19 protein-coding genes and 1 tRNA gene are annotated in these 18,317 nt (G+C 57.3%); 5 read left to right on the forward strand and 15 right to left on the reverse strand.

Features of this window, described 5'->3' with window-relative positions; translation table 11 throughout:
* Window positions 1–235: 235 nt before the first annotated feature.
* The 9 genes from xylA to rpsD form a co-directional block, all read right to left on the reverse strand.
* Window positions 236–1,549 (reverse strand): xylose isomerase, encoded by a 1,314-nt coding sequence (xylA, locus tag HEQ34_RS12550; RefSeq protein WP_296200980.1) that lies wholly within the window; start codon window positions 1,547–1,549, stop codon window positions 236–238.
* Between the two features lie 11 nt (window positions 1,550–1,560).
* Complete coding sequence (gene xylB / locus HEQ34_RS12555) at window positions 1,561–3,003, reverse strand: xylulokinase (RefSeq protein ID WP_296200983.1); 1,443 nt, start codon at window positions 3,001–3,003, stop codon at window positions 1,561–1,563.
* 1,327 nt (window positions 3,004–4,330) lie between these two features.
* A tRNA-Lys gene (locus tag HEQ34_RS12560) sits at window positions 4,331–4,406 on the reverse strand.
* Between the two features lie 40 nt (window positions 4,407–4,446).
* Complete coding sequence (gene folK, locus HEQ34_RS12565) at window positions 4,447–4,980, reverse strand: 2-amino-4-hydroxy-6-hydroxymethyldihydropteridine diphosphokinase (protein WP_296200986.1); 534 nt, start codon at window positions 4,978–4,980, stop codon at window positions 4,447–4,449.
* Complete coding sequence (gene aguB, locus HEQ34_RS12570; RefSeq protein WP_296200989.1) at window positions 4,964–5,830, reverse strand: N-carbamoylputrescine amidase; 867 nt, start codon at window positions 5,828–5,830, stop codon at window positions 4,964–4,966. The genes folK and aguB overlap by 17 nt, the downstream gene beginning before the upstream one ends.
* Window positions 5,831–5,931: 101 nt before the next feature.
* On the reverse strand, window positions 5,932–6,792 hold the full coding sequence (locus tag HEQ34_RS12575; protein WP_296200992.1) for a methyltransferase: 861 nt from the start codon (window positions 6,790–6,792) through the stop codon (window positions 5,932–5,934).
* 61 nt (window positions 6,793–6,853) lie between these two features.
* Window positions 6,854–7,834, reverse strand: coding sequence for an agmatine deiminase family protein (locus tag HEQ34_RS12580; protein ID WP_296200994.1), 981 nt, complete (start codon window positions 7,832–7,834; stop codon window positions 6,854–6,856).
* 3 nt (window positions 7,835–7,837) lie between these two features.
* Window positions 7,838–9,517: a M28 family metallopeptidase gene (locus HEQ34_RS12585; RefSeq protein WP_296200997.1), complete on the reverse strand. Its 1,680-nt coding sequence runs from the start codon at window positions 9,515–9,517 to the stop codon at window positions 7,838–7,840.
* Between the two features lie 297 nt (window positions 9,518–9,814).
* Complete coding sequence (gene rpsD / locus HEQ34_RS12590) at window positions 9,815–10,429, reverse strand: 30S ribosomal protein S4 (protein ID WP_125229985.1); 615 nt, start codon at window positions 10,427–10,429, stop codon at window positions 9,815–9,817.
* Between the two features lie 179 nt (window positions 10,430–10,608).
* On the opposite strand from rpsD, the gene HEQ34_RS12595 reads away from it, so the two are divergent.
* On the forward strand, window positions 10,609–10,926 hold the full coding sequence (locus HEQ34_RS12595) for a chorismate mutase (RefSeq protein WP_296201000.1): 318 nt from the start codon (window positions 10,609–10,611) through the stop codon (window positions 10,924–10,926).
* Between the two features lie 2 nt (window positions 10,927–10,928).
* On the opposite strand, the gene HEQ34_RS12600 is transcribed toward HEQ34_RS12595, so the two are convergent.
* From HEQ34_RS12600 to rpiB, 5 genes are all read right to left on the reverse strand, one after another.
* Complete coding sequence (locus HEQ34_RS12600) at window positions 10,929–11,651, reverse strand: RNA methyltransferase (protein WP_296201002.1); 723 nt, start codon at window positions 11,649–11,651, stop codon at window positions 10,929–10,931.
* Window positions 11,648–12,109, reverse strand: a complete 462-nt coding sequence (nrdR, locus tag HEQ34_RS12605; protein WP_296201004.1) for a transcriptional regulator NrdR — start codon at window positions 12,107–12,109, stop codon at window positions 11,648–11,650. The genes HEQ34_RS12600 and nrdR overlap by 4 nt, the downstream gene beginning before the upstream one ends.
* Window positions 12,110–12,454: a zinc ribbon domain-containing protein gene (locus tag HEQ34_RS12610; RefSeq protein WP_296201006.1), complete on the reverse strand. Its 345-nt coding sequence runs from the start codon at window positions 12,452–12,454 to the stop codon at window positions 12,110–12,112. It abuts the gene before it with no gap.
* A 312-nt stretch (window positions 12,455–12,766) separates the two neighbouring features.
* Window positions 12,767–14,080 carry a serine hydroxymethyltransferase gene (gene glyA / locus HEQ34_RS12615; protein ID WP_296201007.1) on the reverse strand — a complete coding sequence of 438 codons (1,314 nt, stop codon included), beginning with the start codon at window positions 14,078–14,080 and terminating at the stop codon, window positions 12,767–12,769.
* Window positions 14,077–14,529: a ribose 5-phosphate isomerase B gene (rpiB, locus tag HEQ34_RS12620; RefSeq protein WP_296201009.1), complete on the reverse strand. Its 453-nt coding sequence runs from the start codon at window positions 14,527–14,529 to the stop codon at window positions 14,077–14,079. Before rpiB ends, glyA begins: the two co-directional genes overlap by 4 nt.
* 116 nt (window positions 14,530–14,645) lie before the next feature.
* Between rpiB and HEQ34_RS12625 the strand changes: the two genes are divergently transcribed.
* Entirely contained in the window at window positions 14,646–14,852 is a 207-nt protein-coding gene (locus HEQ34_RS12625; protein ID WP_296201012.1) for a hypothetical protein, read from the forward strand.
* 170 nt (window positions 14,853–15,022) lie between these two features.
* Here HEQ34_RS12625 and HEQ34_RS12630 read toward each other — a convergent pair whose 3' ends face one another.
* The gene (locus HEQ34_RS12630; RefSeq protein ID WP_296201015.1) at window positions 15,023–15,679 is read right to left on the reverse strand and encodes an alpha/beta hydrolase; all 657 of its coding nucleotides are present in this window, start codon (window positions 15,677–15,679) and stop codon (window positions 15,023–15,025) included.
* 114 nt (window positions 15,680–15,793) lie between these two features.
* On the opposite strand from HEQ34_RS12630, the gene HEQ34_RS12635 reads away from it, so the two are divergent.
* Genes HEQ34_RS12635 through HEQ34_RS12645 form a run of 3 tightly spaced genes read left to right on the forward strand, consistent with a single transcriptional unit; the run spans window position 15,794 to window position 18,314 of the window.
* Window positions 15,794–16,834 carry an aminotransferase class V-fold PLP-dependent enzyme gene (locus HEQ34_RS12635; protein ID WP_296201018.1) on the forward strand — a complete coding sequence of 347 codons (1,041 nt, stop codon included), beginning with the start codon at window positions 15,794–15,796 and terminating at the stop codon, window positions 16,832–16,834.
* Window positions 16,831–17,985: a cysteine desulfurase family protein gene (locus HEQ34_RS12640; protein ID WP_296201023.1), complete on the forward strand. Its 1,155-nt coding sequence runs from the start codon at window positions 16,831–16,833 to the stop codon at window positions 17,983–17,985. Before HEQ34_RS12635 ends, HEQ34_RS12640 begins: the two co-directional genes overlap by 4 nt.
* Complete coding sequence (locus HEQ34_RS12645; RefSeq protein WP_296201026.1) at window positions 17,982–18,314, forward strand: 2Fe-2S iron-sulfur cluster-binding protein; 333 nt, start codon at window positions 17,982–17,984, stop codon at window positions 18,312–18,314. Before HEQ34_RS12640 ends, HEQ34_RS12645 begins: the two co-directional genes overlap by 4 nt.
* The last annotated feature ends 3 nt before the right edge of the window (window positions 18,315–18,317 follow it).

Raw genomic sequence — 18,317 nt, forward strand, 5'->3', positions numbered from 1 at the left:
CCCCTTCCCCTCCCCTGAAGGGGAGGGGTGATTTGGGCAATTCGGTGGCAGGTGCATTGATCCCGAAATTGACATTTATCGGCTCTTCGTTAACCTGCTCTGATTGCACGTGTTTTGTCACAGCCGATCGGGGTATTTCGCATCATGTTACGCAGCAAGGCAAATGCGGACGCAATGCAGGGTTATTTCGGGGCTGACGGGCCCGTTGTCGGAATTTCGACCGAAATTCCCGCGTTCAGAAGCGATTGATTGTGTTTTCAAGCCATTCCTGACGCCCCGACTTGGGTCTAGGTTTCAGGTCGCGGCTGATGGCTAGATCTGCGATTGACGCCAGCGAGGCTTGCGGCGCATGGATTGCCTGCCCCAATTCACCTTGCCAATCGGTGTAACGCGCCTTGCGGAAGGCGTCGACTTTGCCGTCTTCAATGATCGCGGCGGCCTTGACCAGTGCATGGGCAAGGGTGTCGATCCCGCCGATATGGCCGTGGAACAGGTCTTCGGCGTCAATGCTCTGGCGGCGCACTTTGGCATCGAAATTGAAACCACCTGTGGTGAAGCCGCCGGCGCGGACGATTTCCAGCATCGCCAGCGTCAATTCCTCAACCGAGTTGGGGAACTGGTCGGTGTCCCAGCCGTTTTGGTGGTCGCCGCGATTGGCATCGATTGAACCGAAAATTCCCAGCGCGCGCGCCATGGCGATTTCATGCTCGAACGTATGGCCGCCCAGTGTGGCGTGGTTGGCCTCGATATTGACGCGGACTTCGTTTTCCAGGCCGAAGCGCTTGAGGAAGCCATATACGGTCTGCGTGTCGAAATCATACTGATGCTTGGTCGGCTCGTGCGGTTTGGGTTCGATCAGGATCGTGCCAGTGTAGCCAATCTTGTGCTTATGCTCGACCACCAGATTGAGGAACCGGCCGAAGTTTTCCTGCTCGATGCCGACGTCGGTGTTGAGGATGGTGTCGTAACCTTCGCGGCCGCCCCACAGCACATAATTCGCGCCGCCCAGACGATGTGTCGCTTCCAGAGCATCACGCACCTGAAGCGCCGCCCAGGCAAAGACTTCTGGATCGGGATTCGTGGCAGCCCCCGCCATGTAGCGCGGGTGGCTGAATAGGTTGGCCGTGCCCCACAACAGCTTGCGGCCATGCTGGGTCTGCAAGGCTTCCAGATGGTCCACTGCCTCGGCAAAGCTGCGGCGGAACGCGGCGGTGTTATCGGCATCGGCCATCACATCTACATCGTGGAAGCAGTAAAACGGCACATCGAGCTTTTCAACGAACGCCAGCGCCGCCTCGCGCTTGGCCTTTGCAGCCAAGGCATCGTTGGCGCCCGTGTGCCAAGGGCGGCTGAAAGTGCCCGCACCGAACACATCGCTGCCCGGCCAGCAGAACGTATGCCAAAAGCACACCGCCACGCGCAGATGGTCTTCCATCCGCTTGCCTAGTATGACGCGCTCCTTGTCGTACCAGCGATAGGCGAGGTCGTTGGCACTGTCGGGGCCCTCGTAACGGACGGTGTCGAAAGGTGCGAAATAGTCTGCGGACATGAGGTTTACTCCTAGATTTGCGAAATGAGTGGATAGGCGGCGCGGAAGCGCGCAAGCTTGGGGGCCAGCGCTTCTGCAAGGGCGGGATCGGGTTCGATGATGTGGCTTACCGGCGGACGGACGCACACGTCGGCCACGCTATCACCGGTCACCGCGATCTGGGCGAGCCGCGCCGCACCCAGCGCCGGGCCGACTTCGCCGCCCTCAAGATAAACCAGTTGCACGCCGAGCGCCGCGGAGATGATCCGCCCCCAACTGGACGAACGCGCGCCGCCGCCGATGACCGACAGTGAGGAGAACTGCGTGCCTGCTTCGCGCAGGGCATCCAGCCCGTCGGCATGGGCAAAGGCAACGCCCTCAAGCACGGCAGCGGCGAGGCGGCCCGGGCTGGTTTCATTGCCAAGTCCGAGGAAAGCGCCGCGCACATGCGGATCATTGTGCGGGGTGCGTTCGCCGGAAAGATAAGGCAGGAACAGTTCCTGCCCGGCGTCGGGTCCGGCCTGTTCGGCAAGAGCAAAGAAGGCGGCGGGTCCGTCGATTCCGGCCAGCTTCGCGGCCCAGTCTATGCAGGATGCAGCCGACAGATGCACGCTCATCTGGTGCCACATATCGGGCACAGCGTGACAAAACGCGTGCACAGCGCGAGCGGGATTGGGGCAAAACGCACTGGTGGCAACGAAAATGACGCCCGAGGTGCCGAGCGAAAGGAATGCGTCGCCATCGCCGACCACACCGACCCCCACCGCGCCGGCGGCATTGTCACCGCCGCCTGCTGCCACAGGCACGGCGGCCATGCCCCAACGGGCGGCGACTTGCGGGCGCAACCGTCCCGTAGCATCTGTGCCTTCATGCAGTTTCGGCATCTGGCATTCTATGAGGCCGCAGGCAGCGAGCATCGCGTCGCTCCAGCCGCGCTTGGCCACATCGAGCCACAGCGTACCGGCGCTGTCCGCCATGTCGGAGGCTTTGTCGCCCGTCATGCACAGGCGGACGTAATCCTTTGGCAACAGGACAGTTCGCACTTGCGCAAAGATGTCCGGCTCGTTCTTGCGCACCCACGCCAGCTTGGGCGCGGTGAAGCCGGGCATAGCGATATTGCCGGTAATGGCGCGCGTGCGTGGTTCGTCGCGCTCCAGTTCGGCGCACTCGGCAAAGCTGCGGCCGTCGTTCCACAGGATCGCCGGGCGCAAGGGCCGGTCGTCTGCGCCGAGCAAGGTCGCGCCGTGCATCTGCCCCGCAAGGCCAATGCCCAGGACGCTGGAGCGCAATGAAGGATCGAGCGCCAGCACTGCTGCATCGGTGGCTGACCACCAGTCATCCGCGCACTGTTCCGACCAGAGCGACGCAGGACGCGAAACGGAAAGCGGCGCGGTGGCCTGCGCCAGCACGGTCCCCGACGGCGCCACGATCACCGCCTTCACGCCGGACGTGCCGACGTCGATGCCCAAAAACACTGCGCCCCTCTCCCAATCCGGCTGTCGGAGGTCAAAGTAGCGCTACCACGATGCTGCTGGCAAGAGGATTCGTTTCTACCGGCAAAGCCGTGCTTGTGACCACGGACCGCGGCTATTGGGCGGATGGCGCGATAGGCCCAAGCCTGCGCTGGGGCGACGGGTGAGGTGTGGGGTGGTTGCAAATCCTCCCCGGCACGGGGAGGGGGACCATGCGAAGCATGGGGGAGGGGCACGCTCTGGCTATCCTGACCTTCTGGCGTGGTGATACCCTGAACGTGCCCCTCCACCGTCTACGACGGTCCCGCTGTTGCTCCGCAACGCCTACGGCTCCCCCGTGCCGGAGTTACGGTGACAGTGCACTAAATTATTGCACGCTGGGAGTTACGGTGCGAATTCCGGTGACAGGTGCGTCATCCCCGAAATAATCTTGCTGCGTTGCATATTACGAAATTAAGCCCCTCCCCTTCAGGCGTGGTGCGAGGTTAAGCCCCTCCCCTTTAGGGGAGGGGTTGGGGTGGGGTATATAGGTTTACGCAACGCCGATGGACCCCACCCAGCGCGGCTTTTGGCTCTGTCCGGGGGACAGAGCTGCTGCGCTCCCCTCCCCTGAAGGGGAGGGGTGATTTAGGGAATTCCGGTGGCAGGTGCGTCATCCGCCGAATAACCCATTCAGCAAAAAACACCGTCGCACCAGCGTAGGCTGGTGCCTATCACGTGTGTCTGGCGAGATCGACAGGCGCGATAGGCCCCAGCCTGCGCTGGGGCGACGGGTGGTGGTTGCAAATCCTCCCCAGAATAAGGAGGGGGACCATGCGAAGCATGGGGGAGGGGCACGCTCTGGCTATCCTGACCTTCTGGCGCGGTGATACCCTGAACGTGCCCCTCCACCGTCTGCGACGGTCCCGCTGTTGCTCCGCAACGCCTACGGCTCCCCCGTGCCGGGGAGGACTTATTTCGCTTTCGATTACCGAGACAAAAGCGTCATCCCCAAAATAGGTTTCGCTTGCAATGTAGGATTTTTTTTGAGATTCTGTGTGTTACTCCCGCGATTGTTGCGGGACTGGTTCTTTGAACCTGTTTAATCCCATCCCGGCTTTCGCACCGCATAAGCCAACGTCGCAAAGTCGAGGTAAGTTTACAGAAATATCGCGTTTTGGGTATATGTTTGTAAACTTAGGCACCGTAAAGGAATTCCGGTGACGGGTGCTTCATCCCCACAATCGCATTTTGCTTGCGAGATCGAAGCCGAAGGTGGATTTACGTGGTCCTAATCCTATCATTATGTGATTTATGTCAGGATTTTCCACACCATGCCAGAACCAAGCTATGGTGAGCCCTGCTGGGTTCGAACCAGCGACCTACTGATTAAAAGTCAGTTGCTCTACCGACTGAGCTAAGGGCCCCCGCTTTGAACCATCATGGGTTCAAAGGAGAGCGCTCCCCCTAATGGCGGTGGGGGGTGCGGTCAAGCGCCTTTGGTCGGTTAAATCGTGATTGCAGGTGACGAATATTAAGGCCCGACACAGGGTCGCGCCAATCGGGGGCAATCATGGCCGCAGGCGTCAGGACAAAGCCGCGTGACCGCAGGCCAGGATGCGGAATGAAAAGCGCTGGATTGCTGTCGGCCCAGTTGCCGCCGGACCATAAAAGAATGTCGAGGTCCAACACCCGCGCGCGCCAACTTTGGCCGCGACGGACGCGTCCGAAATGGCTTTCGATGTCATGCAGGCGGGCCAGCAGGGCAGGTGGCTCAAGCGCGGTTGCCACGACCGCAGCGGCATTGGCAAAGCGGCGTGACGATGGCCCCATCGGGCTTGACTGGATGATGGCCGAATGTGCGAACACATCAATGTCATCCATCTCCAGCGCGGCTATCGCGTGCGGAATGATGCGGTTTGGTGTGCCAATGACGGGATGTGGCTGATTTGAACCTATGCCAATGAGATAGAGATGCGACAGATCAAATATCCTGCGCAAGGCGGGTGTATAATGCGGGCCTACGGTCGCGGAAGAAGCCCATGCTGGCACGGTGCGCGCGGGCTTGGTCTAGGTCAAATGTCGACACTAATATGCCGGTTTCAGCGTCGTCGTGGTCGCAGACCACATCGCCCCATTCATTGGCGATGAAGCTGGTGCCGTAGAATTTTTGCGCCGTCTGACCATGGTCGTCTTCGCTGCCGACCCGGTTAGCCGCAATGACGGGCATACAGTTCGATACCGCATGGCCAATCATCGCCCGCCGCCACATATGCCGTGTGTCCAATGTCGCATCCTGCGGCTCTGCACCGATGGCTGTGGGATAGAATAACAATTCAGCGCCCATCAACGCCATTGCGCGTGCGCATTCGGGGTACCATTGGTCCCAGCAGATGCCGACGCCAATGCGCGTGCCGAAGACGTCCCAGACCTTGAACCCCGTATTGCCGGGACGGAAATAATATTTCTCCTGATAGCCGGGGCCGTCGGGAATATGGCTCTTGCGATACACGCCCATGATTTCGCCACTGGCGTCGATCATCGCGATGCTGTTGTAGAAATGCGCGCCGTCGCGTTCGAAGAAGCTGGCGGGGATAGCAACATTAAGGCGCTTGGCCAGCTTAGCCATGGCCTTGACCGCAGGATGCTCCAAGGTTGGCCGCGCAAGCGCGAAATGCGCTTCCTCTTGCGTTTTGCAGAAATAAGGCCCTGAAAACAGTTCGGGCGGCAGGATGATTTGCGCGCCAAGGTCGGATGCCTGCGACACAAGGTCGCTGACGGCATCAATGTTTTCAGCTTCGCTAGCCGACAAAGGCAGTTGCAACGCGGCAACGGTGATATCTCTGGTCATGCCGCGTCTATAGCCGCACCCCGAAACGCGCTGCAATCATGATTGTCGCCAAACCGCATATTTTGCATGTTTTGTTCTGCGCGGCTGCCGCCGCAAAATCATCAATCGCGTTTTTTGAACAACAATGTCATCCGATCGGATTCACCAATGCCTTCATATTTCGCGCGATCGACATCCTTCAAACGCAGCGCAGGCGGCAATGTCCACACGCCATCGGGCCAGTTTGCGCTGTCCTTGGGGTTGGCGTTCACTTCGCTCTTGGCGACAAGTTCAAAGCCATTTATTTCCATGAAGTTGATGATGTCGGCTTCGCGCATATAGCCTTTGCTGCCATTGGTGTAGCTATAGGGTGCATCTGCCTTGGCGCGATGCTGTTCGATGCCGATAAGGCCATCTGGCTTCAGCAGGTCACGCATAGCCTTTATTTCGGCGTCGGCGATGTTCCAGTTCATGATGTTATGCATCATGCGCATGATCAATATGCGGTCGAACGTTCCTTTCGCGCCTTCGGGAGTTTCGCTTAAGGAAAAAGCATTGAAATCGGCGGCTGGCCGACCGGATACGGCGGCAACGTCGGAAGGAAATTTACCAATAGCTGCGGCAAGACCTTGCTTTTGCTGGTCACTGAAAAAGGTTTTTGTTCCGAAATACAGGCCAGTATATTTGCCATTTTCGTTGATATAGCGGCCAAGGATGCGCGATACCCATTCGCCGCCGGGGGCATATTCACCAATCACATGATCGGGGTGAAGACGGAAAAATTCAAATGTCTCTGCAGGGTGGCGATACTGGTCGCGCTTTGCGTCATTGGCGCGGGCGGGGTCGGCAAGTATCTTCGCAAGCCGTTCCTGATGCGCCTTATGCATTTTGTCATGGTCTGCCTTCTTGGCGCCATGGTGGTCAGCGAGCGCGGGAACTGCCAAAGTGGCGGCGGCGAGGGCGAATAGAAAAGCTTTTTTCATGAGAAATCCTCTTCTGGGTTGAATGATGGATATAATATCCGAGTGTAAAATTTAAACAGAATTAAATTGGCACTTGTTGGCTGGAGCAATGAAAGCTGCCGCCGCCAGTCAATACTGCGTCCGCCATGACACCGACAACTTGTCGGTCCGGGAACAATGACGCCAAAGTGGCAATAGCTGCATCGTCATTCCCCACGCCATAGATCGGCACGACAATTGCGGCATTGCCGATGTAGAAATTCATATAGCTTGCCGGAACGACTTCGCCATCTTGCACGAAGCGCCCGACCGAAGGCATGAGGCTGACCCGACAGCCAAATGCTTCCGCGCGTTTTCGGGCATCTTCAAAAACGGCTTCATTGGGGTCATCGGGCCCTGCGCCTTGCGGAATGAGGATATGGTTTACACCCACAAAGCGGGCGAGATTGTCGATATGGCCATCGGTGTGATCATTCGCCAAGCCGTCGCCCAGCCAAAGCAATCTTTGTATCCCAAGTTCATCGCGAAGCCGCGATTCAATCGCTTCCTTATTGAGTGCAGGATTACGGTTCGGGTTCAACAAGCAGTCGACGGTGGTCGCGGCAAGGCCTTCGCCGTCCACATCGATTGAGCCGCCTTCCAATATCCAATCAAGCTTCTTCACTTCAAACCCGGCTTCGGCGGCCAGTTCATGGCCGATAGTGAGATCGCCCGGATAATCGAAACGGCCACCCCAGCCATTAAAGCCAAAATCGCGGGCGATGCGCAGATTGCCGTCCCGCACAATGATACAGCCCGTGTCGCGCAGCCAGATGTCGCCTATTTGGCGCTGTTCTACATGAACCCCGCTGTCCACAAGATCGGTGGCAATCGTGGCGGCTTCGGCGCTTCCTGCAATTAAATGGACACGCTCGCCACGGCCAGAGGCATGGACGGCATTGGCAAATGCGGCAATCTGCTGCTGGGCGCGATGCAGTGGTTCACCCCAAGCCTTGACGGAGCTGGGAAAGCCAATCCAGACCGATTCATGGGGTGCCCATTCTGCGGGCATACGAAACGCCATGGATTATCTGCCGCTGCGGCTTTTGTCGCGAACGGCGCGGAATTCATCTCCCTCGTTCCAGTTCGGCCATGCATTGGTCATCGCAAGCATCCGGCCAACACGGTAATAAAGTTTCAGATCGGACATCACGCCTGACCAATCCCAATTTTCGTCAAATTCATCGCCGGGGGCGTGATATCGGTTCTTTTCATAATCATCTGCGGCTGCCTTGGCCGCTGCTTTTCCGCCAATGATCAGGTCATCGCCGCCTTCAAAATAGACCATCGGCACGCCAAGCTTGGCGAAGCTGAAATGGTCGGAACGATAATAGAATCCTTTTTCCGGGGTCGGCTCCATTTCGGGTGTGCGGCCTTCTGATTTCGCCGCTGCTTCCAAATAAGTGTCAAGTTGCGACTTGCCCTTGCCAATGACGGTCAGGTTCTTGGCAGGGCCGGACATCGAAAACGCATCCATATTTACGCCGCCAACGGTCTGGGACAGCGGGAATATAGGGTTTTCGGCATAATATTTGGAACCGAGCAGGCCGCTTTCTTCGGCAGTGACCGCAAGGAACACGACCGACCGGTCTGGCGCGCCAGCTTTGGTGTAGCCTTCTGCAAGCGCAACGAGCGCCGCTGTCCCGGTGGCATTGTCAACGGCGCCGTTGCAGATGTCATCGCCATCCGCCGCCGCCGTGCAGCGCCCCAGATGGTCCCAATGCGCGGTGTAAAGCACATATTCGTCGGGCCGTTTTGTGCCCTTCATCACACCGATCACATTCTTGCTGGCCTTGCGCGCAATCTCATTTTCAAAGCTAAGCGACGCCGTAAGGTTCAAGGGCACTGCCTTGAAACCCTTTTGCTTTGCCGCGGCCATTTGCTTTTCAAGGTTCTGGCCGGCTGCGGCGAAAATGTCCTTGGCGACGGATTTCTGTATCCAGCCATTGGCTTGAGTCTGGCTTTTGCCGCCATCTTTGGATTGTGCGAGGAACTGCGTGCCTGTCCAACTAGAATTGACGACATTCCAACCATAAGCGGCAGGTGCAGTGTCGTGGATGATCAAAACGGCCGCCGCACCCTGACGCGCTGCTTCTTCATATTTGTAAGTCCAGCGGCCATAATAGGTCATGGCTTTGCCACCGAAGGGACCATCAAGGCTTTTATTTTCAAAATCAGGGTCGTTTACCATCACGACGACGGTCTTGCCCTTCACATCAACGCCCGCATAATCGTTCCAACCCTTTTCTGGGGCGACGATGCCATGGCCGACGAAAACCATGTCGCTTTGCTTGATGTCGGTTTTGGGTGCCTCGCGATAGCTGCCGATGACATATTCACTGCCATAGGCAAAGGACATGGCCTTTCCGTTCCGGTCGGCAATGCTTAAGGCCGAGACGTTTTTCGCAGTGATTTCGATCAGGGGGACGTCCTGCGTCCAACTGCCATTATTTCCCGGTTCAAGTCCTGCCGCTTTGAACTTTGAAATCAAATATGCGACCGTCTTTTCTTCGCCAATAGACCCAGGAGCGCGCCCCTGATATGTATCGAGCGACAACTCGCGGGTGACGTCCTGCATTGTCTTTTCCGACAAAGCAGGGACCTCGATCTGGGGCAAAACCGCAGTGTCCATATCCGGCGATGCCGCTTTCTGGCATGCAGAGGTGAGGGTGAGCGCAGAAATAAGAGCCAAGGACAGTAGGCGCATCAAATTCTCCTAAAGGAAACATTATAACGGTCACTGTGCCAGACCCGTTCGCGCGGCTCAAATGAAAAAGGCTGTGCGTTGTGAATGCGCCCCGTTGCCGTCAAATCAGCGTAGGGTGAGGTCTGTCTGTGCAGTGCAGCAAAAACTATATTGGTTGATACTGCGAGACGGGATAGACCCCAGCCTCCGCTGGGGCGACGGGTGGCTTATTGAGAAACTTTCGCGGGCCGACATGGTTGCCGCGCATAAAAAAAGGCGGCCACATGGACCGCCTTTTTCGTAAATTTGCGTGGAAGATTAACGCGAATAGAATTCGACGACCAGATTTGGTTCCATCTTCACGGGATAAGGCACTTCATCAAGCGTGGGCACGCGCGCGAAGGTTACCTTGTCGTTGCCATCAACGGCAACATATTCAGGAATGTCACGTTCGGCGAGGCCTTGCGCTTCGATAACCAACGCCATTTCCTTGGCCTTCGGCCCCAGGCTGATGACGTCGCCAACGGCAACCTGACGGCTGGCGATGTTGCACTTCACGCCATTGACACGGATATGGCCATGGCTGACGATCTGGCGTGCCGCAAAAATGGTTGGTGCGAACTTGGCGCGGTATACGACCATGTCCAAACGACGCTCCAGCAGACCGATAAGGTTCTGCGACGTATCGCCCTTCATGTTGCTGGCTTCTTGATAGGCGCGCTTGAACTGCTTTTCAGTTACGTCGCCATAATAGCCCTTGAGCTTCTGCTTGGCGCGCAGTTGGATGCCGTAATCAGACAGCTTGCCTTTGCGGCGCTGACCATGCTGGCCTGGGCCATATTCGCGCTTATTTACAGGGGATTTTGGACGGCCCCAGATGTTTTCGCCCATCCGGCGGTCAAGTTTATACTTCGAGCTTTTGCGCATCGACATATTCAGTCTCCAATTGCTAACAACGTTGTTTCCGGTACCGCGCGACACATCTGAGATGTGCCGGACACCTGCTTCACCGGAATGCAGGGTCGATTGCGAAGCGGCGCCTATGGCCGTTGATGGGCGTTATGTCAACATCTGGCTCGACTTTACGGTGGCGGAATCGTAAAGGCGCGGCCATGATCAGATCAGTCAGCCCAGTTGAACCCGTCAAGTGCAATGATATGACCCAAGTGCGTGCGGGCGTTGATCGGGTTGATGCGCAATTGGTCGAGCTTCTGGCTGTGCGCTTCGCCTATATGGATGCCGCCGCCCGTATTAAAACAGAACGCAACGCCGTCCGCGACGAAGCACGCAAGCAACAGGTTCTCAAAAACGTCCACGACGCGGCAAGTGGCTTGGGCATTCCCGTCGAAGTCGTTGCTGACCTGTGGGAGCGTTTGGTTGAAGCTTCTATCGCCTACGAACTCAATATATGGGACGCCACGCGCGCCTGACCCTAACCTTCGGGCGGTCGCCGTTTGTTCAACGTTGTGAGCACGCCGCGTAATGTCCTTACCTCAAGCGCATTCCATGCTGGCTTCGTCAGCAAATTGCGCAATGTGCGGCGGGTGACTGGTGCGCGGTCAATGGGCGTGAAATAATTCAACGGCTCCAGCATAATGTCTAACTGTGCAATCAGGCCGTCCAATTCGAACTGCGTGGCAGGTGGTTCCAAATCCGTTTTGGGCGGGCTCGCTAGCGTCTGCGTTTTCGACCATTCATACGCGCACAGGATGACCGCTTGCGCCAAGTTCAGCGAACCAAATTCAGGATTAATCGGCACCGTGATGATGGCGCGGGCAACATTGACTTCGTCGCTTTCCAGGCCTGATCGCTCGGCCCCGAACAATATCGCGCTTCGCCCTGTGTTGCTCAGAACCTCTCGGGCGGCCACTTCGGGCGTGATAACCGGCTTCGTCACACCGCGCTTGCGCACCGTTGTGGCATAGACATGCGCAATGTCTGCGGTTGCCTCCGCCAGCGTCGGAAAAACCTGGGCATTCGCTAACACAATGTCCGCGCCCGATGCCGCTGGACCTGCATTGGGGTTGGGCCATCCGTCGCGTGGGGCGACAAGACGCATTTCGGTAAGGCCGAAGTTGAGCATGGCACGGGCCGCCTTGCCAATATTTTCGCCCAATTGCGGACGGCAAAGAATGATGATGGGCGGTGTGCTCATTTTAGCGCCGCTTCGACCACACTCCCGGCGAAATCCTCAAAATCCTTGGCTTCGCTAAAGTCCTTATACACCGACGCGAAGCGGATATAAGCAACGCTATCAAGCGCCTTCAACCCATCCATGACGAATTCGCCAATGCGCTTGGTTTCGATTTCGCTTTCGCCCAGGGTTTCAAGCTGTCGCTGGATCGCAGAGGCGAGTTTTTCGATTTGCGTATTGTCCACAGGGCGCTTTCGGCACGCGACCGACAGCGAACGTTCCAGCTTCTCCCGGTCGAACGGCTCGCGCTTACCTTCGCTTTTGATCACCACCAGCTCACGCAGCTGAATACGCTCAAAGGTTGTGAAGCGCCCGCCGCAACCCTCACACTGCCGCCGACGGCGGATCGCGCTATTGTCTTCAGTCGGACGGCTGTCCTTTACCTGGCTATCGTCATGTCCGCAAAATGGGCAGCGCAATTATTTTTCCTGATTCTTTTTCTTGTTCACATGCCTGTACGCGACGATACCTGCACCAATCAACGCGCCCGTGGCAAGTCCGATTGGGGCGATAATGCCTGCGGCTGCTCCAATGGCTGCGCCGCCAGCGACTTTCTTGACGGTGTCTTGATCGGCGAGATGCTTGCCGGTGTGAAAGGCGTCCTTGGTCGCGCCCCAAAGCTCATCGGCTGCTTCACCGACATAATGTCGGGCCTGATTGGGTATGCTTTCTGCAGCGAGCTGCTCAGGTGTCTTTGCACCGCAATTCGGACAAAATTTGGCACCCTCGCCATATTCTGCGTTACACTCGTTACAATATCCCATAGTCAAATTCCCTTCTGTGTATCAGGGTCAGGACCATGTAAATCCACCTTCGTGGTTTGAGTCCATTTTGCTCAGGGCTATGCGGCAAGCGCGGGACTTAGTGGTTCTAAGTCCAAGCTTGCCAAAGACGCCCTGGGCAAAATGGGTCAAATCCTTCGGACGCCAAAATGGCTTCGATCTCAAAGCAAAATGCCCTTGCAGGCAGAAAAACTGCCTGCAGCGGCCATTTTCCTTCGATATCTTCGCCATTTTGACGCCACGAATGTGGATTTACGTGGTCCTGACCCTAATTGGGTAAGTCACCTCTATAGTTCAAGACGGGTAAATTGGGAAGCGGCTGCACAATTCGCGGACACGAAGGCGGACCTCGGCCTCGACCGCCGCGTCGCCGTGCTCGCCCTTTTGACGCAAGCCTTCAAGCACGTCAGAGATCATGTGACCAATCTCCCGGAATTCAACTACGCCAAAGCCGCGTGTCGTTCCGGCAGGCGAACCAACCCGGATACCGCTGGTTTTCATCGGCGGCAGCGGATCATTGGGAATGCCGTTTTTGTTGCAGGTGATAGCCGCGCGCTCCAACGCCTCGTCGGCATCGCGTCCGGTAATGCCGAGGGGAGTCAGGTCGACCAAAGCCAAATGCGTATCGGTGCCGCCGGAAACCAAATTAGCACCGCGTTCATGCAGTGTTGCGGCCAGAACCTTCGCATTGGCAATCGTCGCTGCGGCATAGGTTTTGAAATCGGGGCGAAGGGCCTCGCCAAAGGCGACAGCCTTGGCAGCAATGACATGCATCAATGGGCCGCCCTGAAGGCCTGGGAAGACCGCAGAGTTGATCTTCTTGGCGATAGCCTCGTCATTGGTCATAATCATGCCTCCACGCGGTCCACGGAGCGTCTTATGTGTGGTGTTGGTTACGACATGCGCATGCTCAAGCGGGTTGGGGTGAACGCCGCCAGCAACCAAGCCAGCAAAGTGCGCCATATCAACATGGAAGATCGCGCCGACTTCGTCAGCAATGGCGCGGAAGCGCGCGAAATCAATGATACGCGGATACGCAGAACCCCCGGCAATGATGATTTTTGGTCGATGTTCCTTGGCAAGCCGCTCAACTTCGTCAAAATCAATCAAGTGGGTTTCTGGATTCACGCCAAACTGCACCGCGTTGAACCACTTGCCTGACATGGCCGCCTTTGCGCCGTGCGTTAAATGGCCCCCTGCATCAAGGCTCATGCCCAAAATTGTGTCGCCTGGTTTCACGAGCGCCAGCATGACCGCGCCATTGGCCTGTGCGCCGGAATGCGGCTGGACGTTGGCAAAGCCAGCGTTGAACAGCTTCTTGGCGCGTTCTATGGCTAATGTTTCAACTTCGTCCGAGGGCGCGCAACCCTGATAATAACGCTTGCCGGGATAACCCTCAGCATATTTATTGGTGAAGACCGACCCCTGCGCCTCAAGCACAGCTTTCGACACAATGTTTTCGGACGCAATCAGCTCAATCTGGTTCTGCTCGCGGTCCAGTTCATGGGTAAGGCCGGCAAACACTTCGGCATCGGTTTCAGCCAAGCCACGTGTGAAAAAGCCGTCGGGCTGAACATCGGAAAGATCGTGTGCGGGGCGCGTGCTCATGCTGGTTCCTTGGTCATGATGGGGTTGGATAATTTATCAACGCGCCGTTGGTGCCGGTCGCCACCAAATTCGGTTGAGAGAAATGCATCAATACACGCCTTTGCCATTTCAATTCCGATCAGGCGTGCGCCCATGGCAATGACATTGGCATCATTATGTTCGCGGGACAGGCGGGCCGACAGTGGTTCAGACACAAGAGCGGCGCGCGCGGCAGGGTTGCGGTTCACGGCGATAGAAATACCAATCCCGGACCCACATAAGGCAACGCCGCGTTCCGCCGAACCATCGGCTATCGCGCTTGCAAGCGTATATCCGTAATCGGGATAGTCCACTGAAGCTTCGTCATGGGGGCCAAGGTCGGCGACATCATGTCCGGCAGCGCGCAAATATTCAGCTAGCGCTGATTTCAGCGCGAGAGCGGCATGATCTGAGGCGATGGCGATACGCATGGCACATCCTGTAGCAGCTTGAGTCGAACTACTTCCCCCTATGGGACCACGCCGTAAAAGGCCATGCCGAATTTCCGTGATTGCGCAGCTTATCCACCGTCTTTATGGGTGCGATCATGCTTAATGCCTTATTGTCCATCGCCATGCTGTCGGCTTTCCTGCTGCTCTATGGGGCATGGAAACGCTGGCGGCGGGACGGCGCGAGCCAGCAAATGTGGCTAATGGTCGCTGCGGCCTTGGTTATCTGCGCCAATGTGGCGATATGGGTGGTGCCGGATGAAAAAGGCCAATCATTGGTAACTGGCGCAGTTGAGCAGCCCTGATTTGTTCACGCAGGGGCGCAGAGGGCGCGGAGATTGCAAAAGCTGACGTCATTCTGAACTTGTTTCAGAATCTTAATACTGAGCGTTCTCAGAAATAAGACCCTGAAACAAGTTTAGGGTGACGTTGGATCAATACCTCTCCGCGTCCTCTGCGCCCCTGCGCGAAAAAATCACTTAATAGGACAGTTCGGGTCCAACCGGAAATCGAGATAGCCGTTCACCGATGCCATCAGCAAATCCATTTCATTTTCGAAGAAATGGTTTGCGCGGGGAATTTCGTCATGATGAATGGTGATGTGCCGCTGGGTGCGGAGTTTGTCTACCAGCTTTTGCACCGCATTCGGGTTCACGACCTCGTCATTCACGCCCTGAATGATGATACCCGATGAAGGGCAAGGCGCCAGAAAGCTGAAATCATACATGTTGGCTGGAGGCGCAACCGAGATGAAGCCACGGATTTCCGGGCGGCGCATCAAAAGTTGCATTCCGATCCACGCGCCAAAGCTGAAACCGGCTATCCATGTGGTGGAAGCTTCGGGGTGGAAGCTTTGGACCCAATCGAGCGCGGACGCTGCGTCCGACAATTCACCGATACCATTGTCAAATTCGCCTTCGCTTCGGCCAACGCCACGAAAGTTGAAGCGTAAGACGCCAAAACCGCGCGCCACAAAGGTTTTGTAAAGCTGTTGCGTGATGCGGTCGTTCATTGTTCCGCCCGCTTGCGGGTGCGGATGCAGTATCATTGCAATTGGTGCTCGTGGGCGCGGTGGCGGCGAAAAACGGGCTTCGAGGCGGCCTTCTGGACCGGGAATAGCAATGGCGGGCATATAAAATTTCGATTCTAAGAGTGTGTGCCGAGCTTTACCCGACGGTTCGGGCTTTGCAGGAACTGGAAGCGCTATATAGAAGCAGTGGCGATTTTCGCAACTGTCATGGAAACTATGCCCGACCAAACCCGCATCTATCTTGATCATGCCGCCACAACGCCGGTCATTCCGGCGGCGCGCGCGGCGATGGCCGATGCATTGGTGCGTTGGGCCAATCCGTCATCGCCGCATCAAGAGGGCAGGGTGGCCCGCTTTGCGCTAGAGGACGCACGCAGGCGGATTGCAGCCGCGCTGGATTGGGATGGCGAAGTCATCCTGACGAGCGGAGCCAGCGAAGCGATTGCTCTTGGGCTTCGGGGAACAGCGGCGGTGGCGAGTGCGGTGGAGCATGATGCGGTGCTGGCGGTGGCTGGGCCGAACCGTTTGCCGGTAGGGGATATTGGACAAGTCGATATGGGTGCGATTATTGGCAACGCACGATATGCCATTCAATCGGTGAACAATGAAACTGGCGTTATCCAACCCATGGCGCAGATTGCGGGCGCTGTGCGGGACGTTGGCGGCATATTCTTCGCCGATTGTTCGCAGAGCGCTGGGAAACTGCCGCTTCCCGATGCTGATATGATTGCGGTCTCGGCGCATAAATTGGGCGGGCCGCCGGGCATGGGCGCATTGCTCGTGCGCAATCTTGGATTATTGTCACCGACGGGTGGTCAAGAGCAAGGCTATAGACGTGGGACGGAGAATTTGCCTGCTGCAATCGGATTTGCAGTGGCGCTTGAGGCGGGGTTTTTGTGGATGGAAAACGCGGTCCGCCTCCGCAAAATATTGGAAGACGCTGTTGTCGAATCTGGCGGCGTTGTAATTGCGTCGGAAAGCAACCGGCTAGCGACCATCGGCAGTTACCATATGCCAGGCGTTGCCGCATCGAGCCAGCTTATCAACTTTGACATGGCGGGGATCGCGGTTTCTGCGGGTAGCGCCTGCTCGTCTGGGACGCTAAAAACCAGCCATGTGCTTGGCGCGATGGGATGGGATGATATATCCGCGTCCGAAGTCATCCGCGTCAGCTTTGGCGTTGACACTAATGACGCTGAGGTCGCGCGCTTCATCGATGTCTGGCGCAGCATCGCCGCCCGCGCAAAAGCCGCATGATATATCTGGACTATCAAGCCACGACGCCGCTCGCGCCCGAAGCCTTTGCGGCAATGGAGCCTTGGCTAAAGACCGGATTTGCAAACCCGCACAGCGCGCATGCAGCGGGCAGAGCGGCGGCAGCGGCGGTTGAAGTCGCCCGTGATCAGGTGGCGGCTTTGTTGCCACCCGGCGGGCGCGTTATCTTTACCTCCGGCGCGACAGAAGCGATTAATCTGGCGATTATGGGAGCTGGTCTGCCGGTGAGCGCAGCTGCGACCGAGCATGCTGCGGTTCTGGATTGCGTGCATGCGCGGCATGGTCAGGTGCTAGCCGTGACTGAAGAAGGCGCTCTACAAATCCTCCCCGAAACGGGGAGGTGGCACGCCGCAGGCGTGACGGAGGGGGCGGGAGACAAACCGCCACATATTGCTGCAGACCCCCTCCACCCCGCTTTGCGTGGTCCCCCTCCCCATGCTGGGGAGGAACTATTGGCCATCATGCTTATCAACAACGAGATTGGAACCATTCAACCTATTGCCGATCTCGCCGCTGCCGCCCACGCCCAAAACAAGCTTTTCCTGTGCGATGCCGTGCAAGCTTTTGGCCGGATGCCTATTCCCGATGGCCCCGACATGATCGCAATATCCGCGCATAAAATTCATGGGCCAAAGGGCATCGGCGCTTTGTGGGTGCGCGATGGCGTGTCACTTACCCCACAAATGCTGGGCGGGGGGCAAGAGCAAGGCATGCGCTCTGGCACGCTCTCACCTGCTTTATGCGCAGGCTTTGGCGCTGCGGCGAAATTGGCAGCGGAGCGGATGGCAATCGACGCCGTGCATGTCTCCGCCCTATGGGACCGCGCTTTGGCAGCGTTCGCTGACTGGACCATTAATGGCGCAACGGCTGAACGCTATAAAGGCAACCTCAACCTTCGCCGCGAAGGCGTTGACGCGGCGCGACTGATTTCCGAATGCCGGAACATCGCATTTTCTGCGGGGAGCGCTTGTGCCAGTGGCTCCGGTCGCCCAAGCCATGTGTTACGCGCAATCGGCCTCACTGATGCGCAGGCAAAATCTTCCATCCGCTTGGGCTTTGGCCGCTATACGACGGCTGAAGAGATTGATATTGCGGCAGAGGCAATCAACCGAGCAGCAGAGGCGATGTTATGATCACAGTCACGTTCATCAGTGCCGACGGCGAATCGCAAGAGGTCCAAGCAGTCGATGGTCGGAACCTGCTCGACGTCGCGCAAGCCGCTGGGCAGCCTTTGGAGGGCACCTGCGAAGGACAAATGGCATGTTCCACCTGCCATGTGATCATTGATAAGGATTGGTTCGACAGGCTCCCCCGCGCGGTTGAGGATGAGGAGGATATGCTTGACCTTGCCAGTGGCGCACGACGCACGAGCCGCCTGTCTTGCCAAATCATCCTGACGCCCGAACTTGACGGGTTGGTTGTCCATGTTCCGGCGGAAAGCCGAAATATGCAGGGTCTGTAACCG

It is taken from the genome of Sphingorhabdus sp., assembly GCF_023910635.1.
In the GTDB taxonomy this organism is placed as follows: Bacteria; Pseudomonadota; Alphaproteobacteria; order Sphingomonadales; family Sphingomonadaceae; genus Sphingorhabdus_B.